Origin of the sequence: Pantoea sp. MHSD4, assembly GCF_021043305.1 — a bacterium.
Classification (GTDB): Bacteria; Pseudomonadota; Gammaproteobacteria; order Enterobacterales; family Enterobacteriaceae; genus Pantoea; species Pantoea eucalypti.
Genome location: NZ_JAJNDH010000009.1, coordinates 61,289 through 77,668, shown reverse-complemented (window position 1 = coordinate 77,668; position 16,380 = coordinate 61,289). Strand labels below are relative to the sequence as shown.

The 16,380-nt window shown below is 49.7% G+C and carries 19 protein-coding genes and 1 pseudogene; 12 read left to right on the top strand and 8 right to left on the bottom strand.

Features of this window, described 5'->3' with window-relative positions; translation table 11 throughout:
- Positions 1–6 precede the first annotated feature (6 nt).
- Both LQK91_RS20515 and LQK91_RS20510 read right to left on the bottom strand, forming a co-directional pair.
- Positions 7–1,176 (bottom strand): sensor histidine kinase, encoded by a 1,170-nt coding sequence (locus LQK91_RS20515; RefSeq protein ID WP_003850582.1) that lies wholly within the window; start codon positions 1,174–1,176, stop codon positions 7–9.
- Entirely contained in the window at positions 1,173–1,868 is a 696-nt protein-coding gene (locus LQK91_RS20510; protein WP_105100079.1) for a response regulator, read from the bottom strand. The genes LQK91_RS20515 and LQK91_RS20510 overlap by 4 nt, the downstream gene beginning before the upstream one ends.
- Positions 1,869–1,996: 128 nt before the next feature.
- Between LQK91_RS20510 and LQK91_RS20505 the strand changes: the two genes are divergently transcribed.
- Together LQK91_RS20505 and LQK91_RS22015 are read left to right on the top strand one after the other, a co-directional pair.
- Positions 1,997–2,785 (top strand): MipA/OmpV family protein, encoded by a 789-nt coding sequence (locus LQK91_RS20505; protein ID WP_105100078.1) that lies wholly within the window; start codon positions 1,997–1,999, stop codon positions 2,783–2,785.
- 8 nt (positions 2,786–2,793) lie between these two features.
- Positions 2,794–2,916, top strand: coding sequence for a hypothetical protein (locus tag LQK91_RS22015; RefSeq protein WP_003850579.1), 123 nt, complete (start codon positions 2,794–2,796; stop codon positions 2,914–2,916).
- A gap of 70 nt (positions 2,917–2,986) precedes the next feature.
- Here the strand turns inward: LQK91_RS22015 and LQK91_RS20500 are convergent.
- From LQK91_RS20500 to LQK91_RS20490, 3 genes and pseudogenes are all read right to left on the bottom strand, one after another.
- A pseudogene (locus tag LQK91_RS20500) lies at positions 2,987–3,154 on the bottom strand (family 1 glycosylhydrolase); the annotation flags it as partial.
- A gap of 164 nt (positions 3,155–3,318) precedes the next feature.
- Positions 3,319–4,602, bottom strand: coding sequence for a beta-ketoacyl-ACP synthase II (gene fabF, locus LQK91_RS20495; protein WP_008926810.1), 1,284 nt, complete (start codon positions 4,600–4,602; stop codon positions 3,319–3,321).
- A 237-nt stretch (positions 4,603–4,839) separates the two neighbouring features.
- A complete protein-coding gene (locus LQK91_RS20490) occupies positions 4,840–5,454 on the bottom strand; it encodes a TetR/AcrR family transcriptional regulator (RefSeq protein WP_105100077.1) in 615 nt (204 codons plus the stop codon).
- A 194-nt stretch (positions 5,455–5,648) separates the two neighbouring features.
- Here LQK91_RS20490 and LQK91_RS20485 point away from each other — a divergent pair, with 194 nt between their 5' ends.
- From LQK91_RS20485 to LQK91_RS20465, 5 genes are all read left to right on the top strand, one after another.
- Positions 5,649–6,593 carry a winged helix-turn-helix domain-containing protein gene (locus LQK91_RS20485; RefSeq protein ID WP_105100076.1) on the top strand — a complete coding sequence of 315 codons (945 nt, stop codon included), beginning with the start codon at positions 5,649–5,651 and terminating at the stop codon, positions 6,591–6,593.
- Positions 6,590–7,081: a FidL-like protein gene (locus LQK91_RS20480; protein WP_105100075.1), complete on the top strand. Its 492-nt coding sequence runs from the start codon at positions 6,590–6,592 to the stop codon at positions 7,079–7,081. The genes LQK91_RS20485 and LQK91_RS20480 overlap by 4 nt, the downstream gene beginning before the upstream one ends.
- Positions 7,082–7,793: 712 nt before the next feature.
- Positions 7,794–8,384: a helix-turn-helix domain-containing protein gene (locus LQK91_RS20475; protein ID WP_008926814.1), complete on the top strand. Its 591-nt coding sequence runs from the start codon at positions 7,794–7,796 to the stop codon at positions 8,382–8,384.
- A 32-nt stretch (positions 8,385–8,416) separates the two neighbouring features.
- Positions 8,417–9,052: a helix-turn-helix transcriptional regulator gene (locus LQK91_RS20470; protein ID WP_105100074.1), complete on the top strand. Its 636-nt coding sequence runs from the start codon at positions 8,417–8,419 to the stop codon at positions 9,050–9,052.
- Between the two features lie 239 nt (positions 9,053–9,291).
- Complete coding sequence (locus LQK91_RS20465) at positions 9,292–9,540, top strand: putative hemolysin (protein ID WP_105100073.1); 249 nt, start codon at positions 9,292–9,294, stop codon at positions 9,538–9,540.
- A gap of 487 nt (positions 9,541–10,027) precedes the next feature.
- On the opposite strand, the gene LQK91_RS20460 is transcribed toward LQK91_RS20465, so the two are convergent.
- Both LQK91_RS20460 and LQK91_RS20455 read right to left on the bottom strand, forming a co-directional pair.
- Positions 10,028–10,465: a PACE efflux transporter gene (locus tag LQK91_RS20460; RefSeq protein ID WP_105100072.1), complete on the bottom strand. Its 438-nt coding sequence runs from the start codon at positions 10,463–10,465 to the stop codon at positions 10,028–10,030.
- Between the two features lie 248 nt (positions 10,466–10,713).
- Positions 10,714–10,839, bottom strand: coding sequence for a LacI family DNA-binding transcriptional regulator (locus tag LQK91_RS20455; RefSeq protein WP_003850568.1), 126 nt, complete (start codon positions 10,837–10,839; stop codon positions 10,714–10,716).
- Positions 10,840–10,943: 104 nt separating this feature from the next.
- Between LQK91_RS20455 and LQK91_RS20450 the strand changes: the two genes are divergently transcribed.
- The 4 genes from LQK91_RS20450 (at position 10,944) to LQK91_RS20435 (ending at position 13,950) form a co-directional block, all read left to right on the top strand.
- A complete protein-coding gene (locus tag LQK91_RS20450; protein ID WP_008926818.1) occupies positions 10,944–11,957 on the top strand; it encodes a Gfo/Idh/MocA family oxidoreductase in 1,014 nt (337 codons plus the stop codon).
- A gap of 143 nt (positions 11,958–12,100) precedes the next feature.
- The gene (locus LQK91_RS20445; RefSeq protein ID WP_003850566.1) at positions 12,101–12,637 is read left to right on the top strand and encodes a tetratricopeptide repeat protein; all 537 of its coding nucleotides are present in this window, start codon (positions 12,101–12,103) and stop codon (positions 12,635–12,637) included.
- Positions 12,638–12,724: 87 nt separating this feature from the next.
- Positions 12,725–13,240 (top strand): sigma-70 family RNA polymerase sigma factor, encoded by a 516-nt coding sequence (locus LQK91_RS20440; protein ID WP_231001660.1) that lies wholly within the window; start codon positions 12,725–12,727, stop codon positions 13,238–13,240.
- On the top strand, positions 13,171–13,950 hold the full coding sequence (locus LQK91_RS20435) for an anti-sigma factor family protein (protein WP_003850564.1): 780 nt from the start codon (positions 13,171–13,173) through the stop codon (positions 13,948–13,950). The genes LQK91_RS20440 and LQK91_RS20435 overlap by 70 nt, the downstream gene beginning before the upstream one ends.
- A 35-nt stretch (positions 13,951–13,985) precedes the next feature.
- On the opposite strand, the gene LQK91_RS20430 is transcribed toward LQK91_RS20435, so the two are convergent.
- Positions 13,986–14,555, bottom strand: coding sequence for a YceI family protein (locus tag LQK91_RS20430; RefSeq protein ID WP_003850563.1), 570 nt, complete (start codon positions 14,553–14,555; stop codon positions 13,986–13,988).
- A gap of 687 nt (positions 14,556–15,242) precedes the next feature.
- On the opposite strand from LQK91_RS20430, the gene arnB reads away from it, so the two are divergent.
- Positions 15,243–16,379 (top strand): UDP-4-amino-4-deoxy-L-arabinose aminotransferase, encoded by a 1,137-nt coding sequence (gene arnB / locus LQK91_RS20425; protein WP_078805307.1) that lies wholly within the window; start codon positions 15,243–15,245, stop codon positions 16,377–16,379.
- The last annotated feature ends 1 nt before the right edge of the window (position 16,380 follow it).

Here is a 16,380-nt window from a genome sequence, read left to right as displayed (position 1 = left end):
AACAATTTATCTCCCCGGCAGCGTTATCCCGATTAACAGGCCGCCGTCAGCGGGTAACGTGGCGCGAAGTGATCCGCCGTGCGCCTCGATGATAGCTTTGGCGATCGACAATCCCAGACCGCTGCCGCCAGAGTGGCGAGCACGAGAGGAGTCAGCCCGGGTAAAGCGATCAAACAGCTGCGGCAGAAAGTCCGGCTCTACACCCTGACCATAATCGCGAAAAGTCAGGGTAACCGCCCGATCGTTCTGGCTGGCGGAGATCAGCAACGCCCCCCCGTCCGCCGCGTAGCGCAGCGCATTCTCACAAAGGATCGTCACCACCTGGCCCAGGCGGAATGCATCGGCATCGAGCATCAGAGCCTCTGGTGCGATGACGCTGATGGTCACACCTGCCTTTTCTGCCTGCGGCAGCAGCCAGCCCGTACGCTCGCGCAGTAACTCACTGAGATTAAACCGTTCCCGGTTCAGGACCAGCTGACCGGCATCCGCCAGTGACAACAAATGCAGTTCATCGATCAGTCGGCTGAGCTGCGTCAGTTGCTTCATGATCATTGCCAGTTGCTGCGGCTCCGCTGGAAAGACGCCATCCAGAATACCCTGCAACCGGCCCATCGCCGCCGTCAGGGGTGAGCGAAGTTCATGTGCCATCGCCACATGCGAGGTGCGCAGCTCGCGCTCGTAACGCGCCAGTTGCTGCGTCATCTGATTAAAATCTTCGGTAAAGCGCACCAGCTCCTGCGGAGCTTCTTTTACCACTGCGGCTGTTCGGCCAAATTCCCCTTTTGATACCGCGCGCGCCGCGGTCGCCAGCTGGCTGAACTGCGTGGAGAGTGGGCGCGCGAAACGCAGTGCCATAAACACCATAAACGGGATGGTGACGACCACCAGCGCAATCACAGTAAACCAGTCCGACGAGGCCAGCGACGGATCAGAAAAAGTGAGCCCCCACCATTGATCCACGATCTGGTGAAAGCGTGCCGGGTCGCTGGCAGGATGGCGCCGTAGCTGTGAAAACTCCTCCAGCAGTGCGGGTGGCATACGGTAATAGACCCAGTACGCCTGCACCGCGAAGCGCAACCACATACAGAAGGCGATCAGAATGACACTGCCAATCGCCAGAAACATGACCCTGACGCAGATCCAGCGCCACAGAGAGTTGTAGATGTTTTTATTCATGGCTGTCTGAACCGGTAACCCACGCTACGCACCGCAGGTAACACGTCAGAGATGCCTGCAGCTTCCAGTTTACGGCGCAGGTTGTAGACGTGTGTATCCACCACCCGCTCCAGCGCATCGCTTTCCGGCAGACAGTGCTCCAGCAGAAACAGACGGGTAAACGGACGCGTTGGTGCGCGCATCAGGGTGACCAGCAGGGAAAATTCAGTGGGTGTCAGATCGAGACGGCGCGATGTGCCACTGTCGCATTCAATTACGGCTGTGAGGGCGATCGGATCAACGACCAGACCGGCCCAGCGCAGGATTTCGGTGACCGGCGCGCTATTCTGACTGCGGCGCAACACCGCCTGCACGCGCGCCACGACTTCGCCTGGATGATAGGGCTTGACCACATAGTCATCAGCGCCATAGCGGAGTGCACCGATGCGGTCCGGCGCATCGCTCATCGCCGTCACCATGATCACCGGCGTATCGTCGCGACGTCGCAGTGAGGCCAGCACTTCGGTGCCGTTCATGCCAGGCAACATGATATCCAGCAGGATCAGATCGGGCTGCCAGCGTCTGGCGGCATCCAGCCCGCCAGGTCCGTCACCGACAATCATAACCTCATAATTTTCACGTTTCAGATAGGCCTCAAGGACGCCGGCCGCGTCAGCATCATCTTCAATAATCAGGATACGTTTTAGCTGCATTTCAGATCACCTTGACTGTTTCTTCATAAATCCCTGGTCGTTCATTGACACTCGCCCCGCATACTCCGGCCAGTGACGCGGCCCTGAATCCCTCAGCTCCGCACCTGATGTGATAATGAGGAAACGAGATGATAACCGGAAAAATAACGCTTCACATGGTCTGTTTTTCACTGGCATTAAGCGCGGCTGCCGCAAGAGCGGATGACAGTGCCACGCCTTCGTCCAGTGTGACGGTGGGCATTGCAGGCATCAATGCACCGCGTTACAGCGGCGCAGATAAGCAGCACTGGCAGCTGACGCCGATTATTCAGGCGCGCGACGGGGCTTTCTTTCTCGATTCGCAAAAAGGGATTGGCTACGATCTACAGGCAGATAATGGGTTGTATCTGGAACATACCCTGGGCTATGGGTTAGGCCGATCTGACCGCAATTCCTCATGGCGTGACGGTGATGACCGGCTCAGGGGCATGGGAAAGATCGATGCCACGGTGAACACCGCGCTTGCGGTGGGATGGTCAGTCACACCATGGTTTGTGCTGGAGGGCAAAGCGACGCTGCCACTAAGTGACAGTCAGGGCGTGCAGTATCGGACATCCGTAACGTTGATTCCCTGGCAGACCAGCGATGATACGGTGGCACTGCAGGTGGCAGGTCTGTTTGGCGACGGACGTTACATGAACACCTGGTACGGTGTTAACCGCGAGCAAAGCGCGCGTAGCGGTTATGAACGTTATGACGCGGCGGGTGGATTTTATGGCACCGACACCAGCCTGACCTGGAGCCATCAGTTCACGCCCGCCTGGGCTGCCAGTGTCATCGGTGATTACACATGGCTGGATAAACATGCCTCAGATAGCCCGATTGTCGCGCGGCACAATGGCGCATCGGCAACCCTGGCATTGAGTTATACCTTCTGAATGGCACCATGAAGAAAAACGGGATGCGCAGCCACCGTCGTTTGCTTGCTGCGCTGATTCTGTTGTATCTGCTGGTTTATGCAGTGATTGTTGTGGCGTTGAGTCTGTTCGATGCGCCGGTACGGGGATAGGGCACTGCAGCGGCTATGAGTTGGTGTGAGGCGCAGCGAGGATTATCATCATTCAGCCGCAGGTGGGTGAAAATGCTGCAACGACCTGATGATTTTTCCTGTCTTCCTGTTCCGGCATTGCCATCGGCATATCGAAGTGAAACAGCGTAATAAAGGGAGTCATACCCTGTGCCAGCAGTTCATCAATGCGCTGGTTACAGAAGACAACAGCCTCCTGACTGACGTAGTCGGTGCCATTGTTGAAAAAAAGGAGAGGATCGGGAAGTCAGGAAGGGTTCAGGTTTATGACGCTATTGCTGACGGAGAGCCTCTGGAATTATCCAGCAAAGCGTGATCTTCTGGAGACTTAAACCCTGCGCGACCAGGATGTCTGGTGGCGCAGGTTGAGTCTTTACTATGACGTCAATGCCACTTACGAAGCAGGAGGCTGGCGTTGACGCCGCCAAAGCCGAAACCGTTCGACATGGCATAGGTCAACTCCGCCGGGCGTGCAGTGAGCGCCACCAGGTCAAGATTGCCTGCTGCGTCATCGGGATGATGAAGGTTCAGTGTCGGCGGGATAAGCTGCTGACGCAGCGCCATCAGGGTAAATATCGCCTCAACGCCGCCCGCTGCACCCAGCAGATGGCCGGTGGCAGATTTGGTTGAAGAGATCGCGACCTGTGAATTATCGCCAAATACAGCTCGAATAGCGGCCAGCTCGCCGTGATCGCCAACCTGTGTTGAGGTTGCATGAGCATTGATGTGATGAACGTCATCCGCGCTGATACACGCCTGGCGCAGAGCGGTTCTCATTGCCCGCGCAGCGCCACTGCCATCTTCCGGACCTGCGGTAAGATGGTAAGCATCGGCGCTGGTGCCATAACCGATAATTTCCGCCAGTGGCGTCGCACCCCGAGCCTGGGCATGGGCAAGCGACTCGATCACCAGCAAACCAGCACCTTCGGCCATCACAAAGCCGTTTCTGTCGCGATCAAACGGACGTGATGCGAGATGCGGATGCTCCTCATAGCCCGTGCATAGGGCACGCGCTGCCGCGAAACAGCCCAGCGTTACGCGATCCAGCGCCGCTTCTGTCCCGCCACAAATCGCAATGTCCGCTTCGCCGCTTCTGATTAACCTTGCTGCATCACCAATAGCCTGCACGCCTGCGGCACAGGCTGTAACCGGTGCGCCCAGCGGGCCGGTAAAACCGTATTTAATAGAGACATGACCCGCGGCCATATTGGCCAGAAACGAGGGGGCAGTGAAGGGCGAAAGTCTGCGCGGACCGCGCCCATCCGTGGTGCGCACGGCGTCAGCAATTGCGCCAAAACCGCCGACGCCGGAGGCAATAATCGTCGCGGTGCGTTCACGCGCGGCCTCATCTTCAGGATGCCAGCCCGCCTGAGCCAGCGCTTCTTCTGCCGCAAGCAGCGCAAATTCAATAAATCGCGACATTTTCTTACGCTCTTTCGGCGCAATGAATGACTCCGGGTCATATCCCGCCAGCGGATCTTCATCAATGCCTGGCACAAGGCCACCTACTGAAATCCCGGTGCCGGCAGTGAGTGTGTCGGGCAGCGTGCGGATACCGGACTCACCCGCCGTTAATCGCTGCCAGACGTTGTTAACGCCACAACCTAATGGCGAAACGACGCCCGCGCCGGTAATCACGATGCGTTGTGATGAGGATGAGTGACTCATGAGGTTGCTCCCGTAAGCTGTGCGGGCAGCGATTGACATGCTGACGCGGAGAGGTGAAACGCGCCTGAAGCGCAAATAGCGACGCCCAGCACAGGATAGTGCGATGGACGCGCGCAGAGATGGAACATCACAGGCTGAGATAAGCGAAGTAGCATCAGAATCCAGAGCGATGACAAAACAAGTCGCTATATTTGATCTGGTGACTAATTAAGTCAATAGTCACATTATGCGGAATGCTCAGGGCGCCAGGCTGCGTAATACCAGCGCTGCCAGCTGCGCAGAGGCTTCCTCAGCGTCGTCAAGACTGTACTGGAGCAATACCGGACTGGCATAAGGTTTAAGAACCCGATAGATCGCTTCTGCTGCTTCATCAGCCGGTGTTTTACGCTCAAACTCACCCGTTTCGCGCCCCAGGCGCAGTATTTGCAGAATCAGGTGAAGCAGTCGCTCTTCATGAGCTGAGGCTGATGGCCAGCGATCGCGAGATGCCACAGCGGCAATATCGTAGAGTTTGCGTTCATGAAAAAACAATTCAGTGCCGGTGGCAGAAAGCGTGCGAAACAGCCGTCGCAGTTGTTCTGATGCCCCAGGTGCATCAACCATCGCTTCTTCGACACGCTGCATAATCATCGCCAGCCGATTGGCACATATTACTTCTCCAATCGCCTGTTTAGATTCAAAAAATTTATAGATATATGCTTTCGAAAAACCAATAGCTCTTGCGAGATCAGAAACCGTCGTTTTTTCATAGCCATAATGTGCAAAGTGTTGCATGGCAGCATCAACAATCTGGTCACGAACGTTGTGCCCGGCCGGACCACGTGTCGCATTTTCTGTTACAGACTGGATCATTGTTAAAACCTGACAGAGTAAAGGTGGATGAAAACTCAGTGACCACTGTTATTAATGGTCACATGTTAGGCTGAGCTGCGGTGAAAATCTACAGTCCGGATAAGATGGAGAGAGTCTGGCACTGTTTATGCGACTCAGTACCTCATCGGTGAGAAGGATCAAACAATCGAATCTCCTCTGGATACGCCATAGTAGTGCCAGCTAAACATCATCTTAGTGAAATGTCAGATTCAGGTTTCTTGAGTGCTTCTTTAATTGAGCTGAATTATACTGTCGGGAATGAAGGAAAATTCAGTGGTTTTTTAATGATTTACATTATTGATGGCCAGATCACCTACAATTCTGACGACTGTACCCTCACGCACATGCCTACCCAGGAAACGCTGAGTCTGAGTATTTCTTCTGGTCGTCTTTTTGAGCAGCTACTGAATTCTCAGGGAGAAGTCCTGGCACGCGAAATCCTGCTGACTGAAGTCTGGGATAAATATGGCCTGCGCGGCTCAAACAGTAATCTGAATCAGTATCTAAGTATGCTGCGCAGAGCGCTCGCCGCTTATGGCTGTGAAAATTTAATTATCACCATTCCGAAAATTGGCATCAGACTCAACACTGACATCAGCATTGAACGTGAAAGCCCACAGGCTACGGATGTGACAGATGCCCAAACGGATGAGGTGAACGCTGAAGATTCTGGTTCAGTGGAGAAAAGCCACACTCTATTAACTGAGTCTGTTAATCAGGATGTCAATGTCAAAAAACCGCTCCTCAACTTCAGTAAGATGATTTTTTTCATTATTATATTGGTGTTACTGGGCAGTTCTCTCTGGTATTACGCGGGGCCTGGCTTTGATGAAAAGAGTTACTCTATGAGTACCATCAAACTGGAAGGCGGCTGCGAAGCTGTGATATTGCAAGGGCTCAATGTTTTTGAAAAAAAATCATTTAATAAAGAAATTACAGAAATCCTGAAAGAAAATAATCAATCCTGTATACCAGGACGCCGTATCTATTTTGATAAAAAAACCTCATTAACGACGACTAATTATGGCAGAACGATGCTCTCTGCATGCAATCTTAACAGTAGTGGTCATATCGTTTCCTGTGACAACTTCTATTATCTGGACTGGAGAACGTCTTGAAACGAAATGCCACGCTGACAATATCCCTGGCTGCACTTTTACTGGTGATTTTTACAGGATTTAACTTTTTCAAATCCCGGGCTAACGATCTGCCTTTCCGCTGCTCAGCATTCAGTCGCTACGAGCTAAGCCGTCATGATGCTAGTAGAATTGAGTTTGCTGTAACACAGGATCTGCGTTTTATCGATTCTGATACAGGATATCTGTTATTAAATGGTCAGGTTACAGTTGATGATAAGATTACAGGACTTAATCGGCGTATTGCGTTAAGTCAGGGCCGGAAAATAGACAGTGATACATACCGTTATAAAATCACAAAGATGATCACTTCTACGAATGATTCAACACCAGACGATGTCTTTAATATCTTGCTGGCTGAGATTACACTCGACCCCAATTATTTGCAGCTGGACTTCACCCGGCTAAATGGGAATGCTTATCTTATAAGTGGTCCCCTTTCAAGTTTATTTACCTGCCAGCGGTATTAAACCCGTCAGTTTTTAGTGGGAATTATACCCGTAAGATAGAATGCTCTTACGGGTATTTTTCTGATGCCATTTTTCAGGCGCAACGTAAATCCCCGATTAGTAATAAATATAGGCGTTCAGATGAGCGTTTTTTTTGGTTTTTAAAATCCCGTTTGCCAGAGTATTGATAATACGGATGGTATGCATTCTGCCATCAAGATTTCAATGCGAGGACAAAAGCGGATCTTACCAAAATAGAGAGTGCAGAGCTTACACTATGTACACCTGCAGGTAAGATAGGGTGCTGGGTGCAAAATCTCCTTTTGGAACTTTAACCTATATTGAGGCATTAAAATAGAATAAAAACCTAATTATTAGATTGTTGTGGATTTAAATGTCCATTTTGGGAGCGGTGTGTCCTAATTAAGCCTGACGGATGTTTTGTTTTTTATCAATACAGGACTTCACAATGATGGCTGAATATTTTTATTCTCAACTTTGGCTATATCTCAACACTGTAAGGCTTTTTTGTATGCCTGATATGACGAATCGATAACCTGTATGCTCAGGTGATTATGATTTCCTGAGAAAACGACAACGCTATCATTTACTTCGTTAAAATTCTGACGTGTGCTTTTGTCTGCTAATTTACAAGCATTTAAGTGGTGTAATGATATTTACTGATTTTTCTACTAATCACTAACCTTGTGTTAGTCAGATTGAGTTAATTATTATGTTTAGAGTAACCGAAAATCATGAGCGGGTCATTGATGCATTAGCCGGATATACCCAGGCTGCAAATCCAGATGAGATTTCGCGTGGGAAGCGTCGCTATCATCTTACTAAAGATAATCTACGCCGAATTATGTTCATTCTTGATGGTGATTTCTTACTCAAGTTAAAGGGCGATCATAAGGTGTTGAATGTCTTATCGGCTCCCTTTGTTGTCGGAGTTACGCCAGCACTCGATGAACCTCCCGTTTATCTGGAAAGGATTGATTATGGAAAAGTCAGTTTTATTGATTACGATCTATTCTGGCAACTGATCTTCGAGAAAGACCTTTTCAATGACGCTATGTCTATTTTATCTGGCCAATATTCTGACCTGATGAACTATATACAGTTATCTAAAAATAATTCCTATGATGAAGTGGTTTCCTTAATCCGGCATTGGGAAAAGCTACCACCGCACCTGAAAAAGCGATTTTCAGCACTTTGTCTGATTCAAAGTAGTTCACATCTTTCAAAAAGCTCAATTTGCAGAGTGCTGAAAGAATTGAAAGAGAAAGGTGAACTCACCCTGGTTAATGGCAAGTTTACCTGATTATTTTAACTTTTGAGATGCTTAAGGAAAAAATGGATTTTAAAGTTGTTTGTACAAATGAAAACTACTTCTTTCGGTTGGGCATCTCAAAAATAATTGAGGAGGCATTACTATCTGATTCATCTGTGGAGTTTTTACGAACTGACAGTTCACAAAGTCTGGGCCTGGCCGATTTTATACTCATTAATGCTGCTCAGTGGCGTCTTTATATGTGTCAGCCGGCTTACCGTGCTCGGAAGCCCGGTAGCATTATAATAGTGTTCACTGACAATGTAGAAGACATCACCCTTGAGCAACTTCCTGTATGCTATCACTCTATTATTATTATTTCGCGCAATGATTCCATTCGGGATATTCACGAGAAAATCATTCGCTTCTGGATCGGTCATCAGGGAAACAAACAAGGTTTTCTACCGTCATATTGCGCAGGCTGTGTTTTTGCACGTGTGACGATAGTCCAGTTGCAGGTGCTGAGTTTTTTAAAAAAAGGGTATAATGTCGGGCAAATAGCTAAGCATCTTAATCTTTCAGTTAAAACTGTTTACACACATAAGTATAATGTAATGAAAAAGTTCTCACTCAACGGTGACAGGCAATTTAACGCATTTATCAATGATCTTTCTGTGTTTGAGCTTTATAAAGGAATTATTGATACCCCAGAGCCTTAATCGACAATGTCTCTTTTTGATGTGGTTCGGTTGTTCTTTTTTTGTTGGGTGAGAGGAGTGACAAACTTATGACATCGTTATGAAAGAGTTTAATGAGAAGATGCTATCGTTATAAAAATTAATACACGTTTCAGAATGCTGAAAATACCTAAACAACTTCATTTTTCGAATAATAAAAAGTATGTGAGAATTAGCCTGTTAATTAAGAGTGTGCCTGAAATTAATGTTGAGAGAGTTAAATGGAAGTCGCCAATAAAATAGCAATCTGTTCTCTGATGCTGGCTACCGTGCAAATGAGTGGCTGCACGTCTCACAATGCTGAACCACAGCGCCTGATAATGCGTAATCCCGCCAGCGAGTGGTGTCTTCAGCGCGGTGGAAAGCTGGTGCAGGAGGCATCATCCAGCGGCAGTACGCTCTATTGCGTTTTGCCATCAGGAGAAAAGATTGAGCAGTGGGCATTATTTCATCGTGATCAATCGAAATAGTTCCTGGATTATTCGATAGTCAGCATGATGATGCTTAACTTTGTTGTATTATAAATAGTTTTGCCTGGTTTTATCATGGATATTTATTAATTACCGTTCCGTTATTCAATGAGTTTTCTTTTCAACTGAACTGATTAACGTTTCTGGCCTCATTCCTGTAACAGGAAATGAGGCTGAATTTTTTTATTAAGTGCAGTCGCTGAAAATAATTTCTTTTATGAGTTGTTTTGCCGGGTGTGCAATTAAAAAAATCTTAAAAAATTAACGGAACAACACACTCCGACTCCTGTTTCTGGACGCACTTTTCTACAGGTCTCTTTCGTTATTATTCTAGTTTTTTGATGGTGTTTTTTCGCTGAAAGAAAATTTATGTTTATAATTTATTTCTGCATATCTAAATTTCGGGATGCTAAAAATTTCGAAAGAAGAAAGTTTGTTTAATTTGTTCAGATAAAAGGATTTATTCATTGTGCTATCTGAAATTAATTTAACTGTTCTTTTTACGAGCAGCACTAGCGTAATCCCAAATCAGATTAAACAGGTAAGCATAGACCAGAAAAAACAGCACCAGCCCGCATTCCAGTTTCAGCGCTGCGAGTAGCGTAATATTCAGCCACCATGCTGCAAAAGGTATCAGCACCACTAACAGTCCAGCCTCAAACAAAACGGCATGGAGGCATCTCATTCGCCAGTCTTTTTTAAATCCTGTTCGGAGCTGGATGCTGTCAAACATCAGATTGAACAGGTAGTTCCATCCCATTGCCAGCGTTGATGAGACGATCGTCAACAATGCCGATTGTGCGGGGGCAGCTGAGGCCCAAATCATCAGGATAATGAATACCAGCACATTGGCAGCAACTTCGAAAACAACCGCGTGCAGCACTCTCTCTTTGGTGGTGCGCACCGGGGATAAATAGTGTTCCAAAGCAAACTCTCATTGATTAGTCAGGCACCGTAATGGGTGCAGGAAAAATGCAGGACTATCCTGCCATCAGTATCTGAATGCTAAAACGTTCTGCAGGGTGCCCCGTTGTCGGTTTCAGAGCAACTATGTTGCTTCGGCTTTTGTTTCGGCATGACTGCGTTCCATATTCGCTGTGATGATAACAACTCTTGAGCGGGGTAAACTATTAAAATGCCAAATGAATCCTAAATAGATTTATATTTTAATTTTTATAAAAATGTCAGTTTTGAGGTCTGTTTAACAGGGGTGCCAATCTTTCTGAAACATTCATTGAGCACCCGAACCACGGTTGCCAGCCCAACCCCTGCCCTTAGGGCAACGTCTTTCAGCGACATGTCCGCTCCTTTGAGGTAAACACCTCAAAACACCATGCGATGAGTTTAAGACGCCGCGTTATCCTGCTGGTTCAGCTTTCTGCTGGACTATGACGGAGTTCAAAATGAATAAAAAGCAACGTGTTGCCCTGTTGGGATGTGGCTTTATTGGCGAAGTTCATGCCACGAATCTTCAGGCGCATCCTGAGGTTGAACTGGTTTGGGTGGCCGATGCAGAACCTGCACGCGCTGACGCGTTCGCGACGCGCTTTTCGACCCGTGCAGCATCCGTGAGTGAGGCGATCAATGATGCAGAGATCGATATGGTGTTAATCGCCAGCGCAACGCCGACTCATGCCGATTTGCTGGAAACCGCCGCCCGTGCCGGTAAAGCAATCTACTGTGAAAAACCGATCGATCTCTCTCTTGAGCGTGCACGCTCAGCTGTGGCTAATGTCCTCCCTTACAACGTACCAGTCACTGTGGGGTTTAATCGCCGTTTCGATGTCAGTCATCAGCAGCTTAAACAGCAACTCCGCCTGGGGCGGATTGGGCCGGCAGAACTGATACAAATGGTCTGCCGCTCTTCGGCCATGCCGCCGCTGAGTTATCTGAAAGCTTCCGGTGGCCAGATGCGCGATCAGGCTATCCACTTTTTTGACCTGCTGCGCTGGCTGACTGAAGATGAGGTCACGGAGGTTGCTGCTATGGGGGCAGCGCTGGCGTTACCCGCGATCAGCGAATTTGACGATGTGGATACCAGCACGTTGCTATTGCGGCTGCACGGCGGGGCGCTGGCACAGCTGGACAATGCTCGCCGCACTGGTTATGGCTACGATGAACGTATCAGTGTGATGGGACCGCTCGGGATGCTCGAATCGGCTTCTCAGCCACAGCGGGGAGTCAGCTGCTATCAGAGTGCGCAGATTCTGCAGCCGGGGCTGCTACCCGACTGGTTTAGCCGGGTGCAGCCCACTTACTATGCCCATCTGGATGCGTTTATCCGCTCGCTGAATGGTGAGCAGATTGACGATCTGCCGAACCTTGAGGATGGTCTGAAAGCACAGGCAATTGCGGAAGCCGCCGTAATTTCGCTGGCAGAAGGGCGCTTTTGCCAGGTGGAAAAACTGCTGATTTGATCAGGCATGGCAGGCTGATAAAAAATAATTTTATTTTTATCGAATAGAAACCGGCGCTGAGGTGTTTACCGTACAGCGCCGCGATAGCGGACTGCATCCGGCGGACTTTATTGCCTGCCTCACAGACCCGATAAGGATAAATTATGACAACGCGTTCTGGTATTTCTCTGCTTGCTGTTCCGGCTCTATTGCTGATGCTGCACTCTCCGCTGAGTATGGCGATGGGTGATAATGACAGTGATAAAAAAACGCCCGACTGTCCAAAAGGTCAGGTCTATGACAGTCATACGAAAAGCTGTGTGCCCGAAAAAACCAGCAAGTTGAGTGACGATGATAAAACGCGCTATGCCTATCATCTGGCAAAAAAGGGCGAATATCAGGCGGCGCTGAACCTGCTGGATACACTGAAAAATCAGGATACGCGCGAAGCCTGGAACTACCGTGGTTATGCCACCCGCAAGCTGGGGCGTACCGACGAGGGTATTGGCTATTATCAGCGCGCCATTGCGCTTGATCCTCGTTACGCTAAAGTGCGTGAATATCTGGGCGAAGCCTGGATGATTAAAGGGCGTCCTGATCTGGCACGCGAACAGTTAAAAACCATTGCCGGGATTTGTGGTACAGATTGCGAGGAGTACCGCGATCTGCAAGCCGCGATCAATGGCCATCCTGAGGTCTGATGCGGCAGGGAGGAGCGAAAAATCACTCACAGTGACATCCGTCAGCACCTTGCGGAACATCTGACGCGGCTCTGGCGTTATGGCTATGTGTTGTCACACAACCGTGACATGGCAGAAGAGCTGGTACAGTCAACCTGCGTGCGCGCGCTGGAACGCAGCGCGCAGTTCATGCCGGGCACGCGTATTGATCGATGGCTGTTTTCCATCCTCCATTCCATCTGGGTTAGCGATTTACGCGCACGAAAAGTGCGGCAGGGGCAGGGATTTGTGGATCCCGATGCGCTGCTGGCCGCGGATAATCACGCCACCAGCGACGACAATCGCCATTTCCAGCGCATTATGCAACACGTTAACGCCTTACCCGAGGCACAGCGAAATGCGCTGTTTCTGGTTTACGTGGAAGGACTAACCTATCAGGAGGCAGCAGAGACGCTGGCTGTCCCGGTTGGCACCATTATGAGCCGTCTGGCCGCCGCACGCGCCACGCTAGCCAGACAGCCGGCGACCACGCCCTCACCGAAGGAGAAACGGAGATTAACAGGGAAACTTTTACGCCGCCGTGGCGCGATGAGGCGATTGTCGCCTGGCTGGATGGTGAGATGACGCCGCGAGAAGCTGCGCAGTTTGAACAGGCGATGGATGAGGATGCTGAACTGGTCGAGCGGGTTGCGCATTTTCAGCACACCAGTCTCGATTTTGAACAGGCTTTTTCGCCGCTACTCGAACAGGCACCACAGGCCAGAATGGCCCAGCGCCTGGCGACCATTCCGGCACCCGAGGTGGCCACCGGGTATAGTCGTCGCGCGCTTATTGCCGCATCGGTCAGCTTTTTACTGGTGGGCAGCGGCATTGGTTTTCTGGCAAGACCCTCAGATGATGGGAAGGATGAAAGTCAGAATATCCGCGATCTGGAGGCGCGCTATATGTCGCTTTACAGTGCTGAAACGCTGGCCGATACCCCCAATGACGCCGCAATGCTGCAGAGAGGTCTCGACCGTACACGGCTGGATTTAGGACTGGAGCTGCACCCGCAGCAACTTCGCCTGCCAGGCGCTGAACTGAAAATGGTGCGGATCCTGCGTTACGAACGAACGTCGATTGCACAGATCGCCTGGCTGCATGCTGATTATGGTCCGATGGCGCTCTGTATCTCGCCTGCACCACAGGATTCGAACCCGATTACTCAGGAACAGCGCCACGGCATGCAGCTGGCCTGGTGGAAGCGCGGTGGCTATCAGTATGTGTTGATAGGGCGTAATCCCTCTGCTCAGTTGGCTGCCATCGCTGAAACATTGGTGACCACGCTCAGTTAAAAAAGTCTGTCCCTGAGCGCTTGCTTCAACAGCGATTATCTGGCCTGTGCGGCAATAATCAGCGCAATGTTTACCCGATCATCAACCACTCCAACCAATCGATCCATTCCAAAGGCAGAGCGGGATATCGCGGTGGAGGCATGCAGCGCCAGAGAGCGTGACGCCGGATCAATTGTTTTACCACTGTCCAGTGAGGCCTGCATCACCACTGACCGGCTGACATTTTTAACCGTTAGCACGCCAAAAATACGGTAGTTACCCTCACCCAGTGAGGCAACACGACTGCTCACAAAGTGAATCTGCGGGTAACGCTCCGCATCAAAAAAGAGATCGCTTTTCAATTGCCAGGTCAACAGACTGTTCGATGCCACCAGTGTGCCCACTGGAATATTCACTTCGATACGATCGTCATGGTCTTCATCCGGATTAAGTGTCACCGTGCCAGACACACCCTGTAGTCTGGCTTGCGAAAAATCGTGACCAAAGGCACGCCATGAGAGGCCAATCGATGTTTTATCAGGTGTTATGGTATAGGTTACTGGCGCGGCGTAAAGTACCGGACTGAGCAGGGCGAACAGGGTGCATAAACAGGCGACACGCATCATCACAATTTTCTCTTTTTTAGGCAGACCAGACGTTAACGCCTCAAACCACGATCTTATTCGATTTTTTTAGCACTGTTTTCACCCTTCAGGCACAGGTAATCTGACAAATATTAACTGACTGTCACCTTAGTTTCACCAAAGTGTAATAATTATTGTTAGGGCTGAACATTAATAACGAACAATATTAAGAATACATTAAGACGCTTTTATCGGCGGATGTTTTCGGTGAAATTAACAGGATACTGATTTGATCAGGAGTTGCCTGGTGTGTCTGGATTTATTTTCAGTAAAATCATTTAGTTGTATTGAATCTCAGATATTGCTTCTCTGGTGGGTGGGTTTATGATCTGAGAAGTGGCAGCCCTTGCGATCTTAAACAAAACATCAATAAATCAAAAATTGAGAGCGGAGTCATTATTATTAACTTAAATGTGAACTTTTTCGTAAAACCTTAACTCACTCTTCTTTCATTTTATTGCAATGAACACTATTCATTTAATGTTCAGTTAAGTTTCATACGTTAGTTTGTATTAGCAGTCCGGTAACCTCAATTCCAGAACGGGAAAATAAGGTGTCGATAACGCCATAACCGGATGTTGATAATTCGCTATTTCAATTCTTTTGCCGGCGTTGTGTCTGATTAACAACGCTCGACAGCTAATGAGTTTGATCTGCAGGAGTTTTAGCATGGATTTTTTGCCATTTTCCCGCCCTTCATTTGGTGATGAAGAGCTGGCTGCTGTTAAAGCGGTATTTGACTCCGGGTGGATAACAACAGGCGCTAAATGTGCGGAACTGGAGCAGGCTTTTGTACAACTGACTGGCAACCAGCACGCCATTGCGGTGAGTTCTGCCACAGCGGGGATGCATGTAACGCTGATGGCGATGGGAATCGGGCCTGGCGATGAGGTCATTACGCCGTCCATGACCTGGGTCTCCACTCTGAACCTGATCACGCTGCTGGGCGCCACGCCGGTGATGATTGATGTCGATCCTGACAACCTGATGGTGACGCCGGAACTCATAGCTCAGGCGATTACCTCACGTACCCGCGCGATTATTCCGGTGCATTACGCTGGTGCTCCCGCCGATCTCACGCCAATCTATCAGCTTGCTGAGCAGCATGGCATCGCCATTATTGAAGATGCGGCTCACGCGGTGGGCACGACTTATCACGAGAAGCCAATCGGGCATCGCGGCACGGCTATTTTCTCTTTCCACGCCATCAAGAATATCACCTGTGCGGAAGGCGGCCTGGTGGTGACCGATGACGCTGCTCTCGCCGATCGTATTCGCAGCCTCAAGTTTCATGGCCTGGCGGTTGATGCTTTTGATCGCCAGACCAAGGGGCGTCTGCCACAGGCAGAAGTGATGATGCCGGGCTTTAAATATAATCTGCCTGATATCAGCGCAGCCATTGCGCTGGTGCAGTTACAGAAGCTACCCGGTTTTATTGCTCGCCGCCGTGAGATAGCTGAGCGCTATCTGGAAGCGCTGCACACGCTGCCGTTTACGCCATTGTCACTGTCTGCCTGGCCACATCAGCACGCGTGGCACCTGTTCATTATTCGCATTGATGAGCAGCGCTGCGGTCTGACGCGTGATGCCTTTATGCAGGCACTTAAGTCGCGGGATATAGGCAGCGGATTGCATTTCCGTGCGGCGCATACCCACAAATATTATCGCGAACACTATCCCGATTTACGTTTACCTGCCAGTGAACTGAATAGCCAGCAGATGTGTTCGATTCCGCTGTTTCCGTCAATGACGGATCAGGATATCGAGCGTGTGATTCAGGCTTTACATGACATTGCCGGAGCCTGAA

Excerpts from the sequence above, each read along its gene's own strand:
- LQK91_RS20515 (WP_003850582.1), bottom strand. The coding sequence starts at position 1,176 with ATGAATAAAAACATCTACAACTCTCTGTGGCGCTGGATCTGCGTCAGG.
- LQK91_RS20510 (WP_105100079.1), bottom strand. The coding sequence starts at position 1,868 with ATGCAGCTAAAACGTATCCTGATTATTGAAGATGATGCTGACGCGGCC.
- LQK91_RS20505 (WP_105100078.1), top strand. The coding sequence starts at position 1,997 with ATGATAACCGGAAAAATAACGCTTCACATGGTCTGTTTTTCACTGGCA.
- LQK91_RS22015 (WP_003850579.1), top strand. The coding sequence starts at position 2,794 with ATGAAGAAAAACGGGATGCGCAGCCACCGTCGTTTGCTTGCTGCGCTG.
- fabF (WP_008926810.1), bottom strand. The coding sequence starts at position 4,602 with ATGAGTCACTCATCCTCATCACAACGCATCGTGATTACCGGCGCGGGC.
- LQK91_RS20490 (WP_105100077.1), bottom strand. The coding sequence starts at position 5,454 with ATGATCCAGTCTGTAACAGAAAATGCGACACGTGGTCCGGCCGGGCAC.
- LQK91_RS20475 (WP_008926814.1), top strand. The coding sequence starts at position 7,794 with ATGTTTAGAGTAACCGAAAATCATGAGCGGGTCATTGATGCATTAGCC.
- LQK91_RS20470 (WP_105100074.1), top strand. The coding sequence starts at position 8,417 with ATGGATTTTAAAGTTGTTTGTACAAATGAAAACTACTTCTTTCGGTTG.
- LQK91_RS20465 (WP_105100073.1), top strand. The coding sequence starts at position 9,292 with ATGGAAGTCGCCAATAAAATAGCAATCTGTTCTCTGATGCTGGCTACC.
- LQK91_RS20455 (WP_003850568.1), bottom strand. The coding sequence starts at position 10,839 with ATGTCGCTGAAAGACGTTGCCCTAAGGGCAGGGGTTGGGCTGGCAACC.
- LQK91_RS20450 (WP_008926818.1), top strand. The coding sequence starts at position 10,944 with ATGAATAAAAAGCAACGTGTTGCCCTGTTGGGATGTGGCTTTATTGGC.
- LQK91_RS20445 (WP_003850566.1), top strand. The coding sequence starts at position 12,101 with ATGACAACGCGTTCTGGTATTTCTCTGCTTGCTGTTCCGGCTCTATTG.
- LQK91_RS20430 (WP_003850563.1), bottom strand. The coding sequence starts at position 14,555 with ATGATGCGTGTCGCCTGTTTATGCACCCTGTTCGCCCTGCTCAGTCCG.
- arnB (WP_078805307.1), top strand. The coding sequence starts at position 15,243 with ATGGATTTTTTGCCATTTTCCCGCCCTTCATTTGGTGATGAAGAGCTG.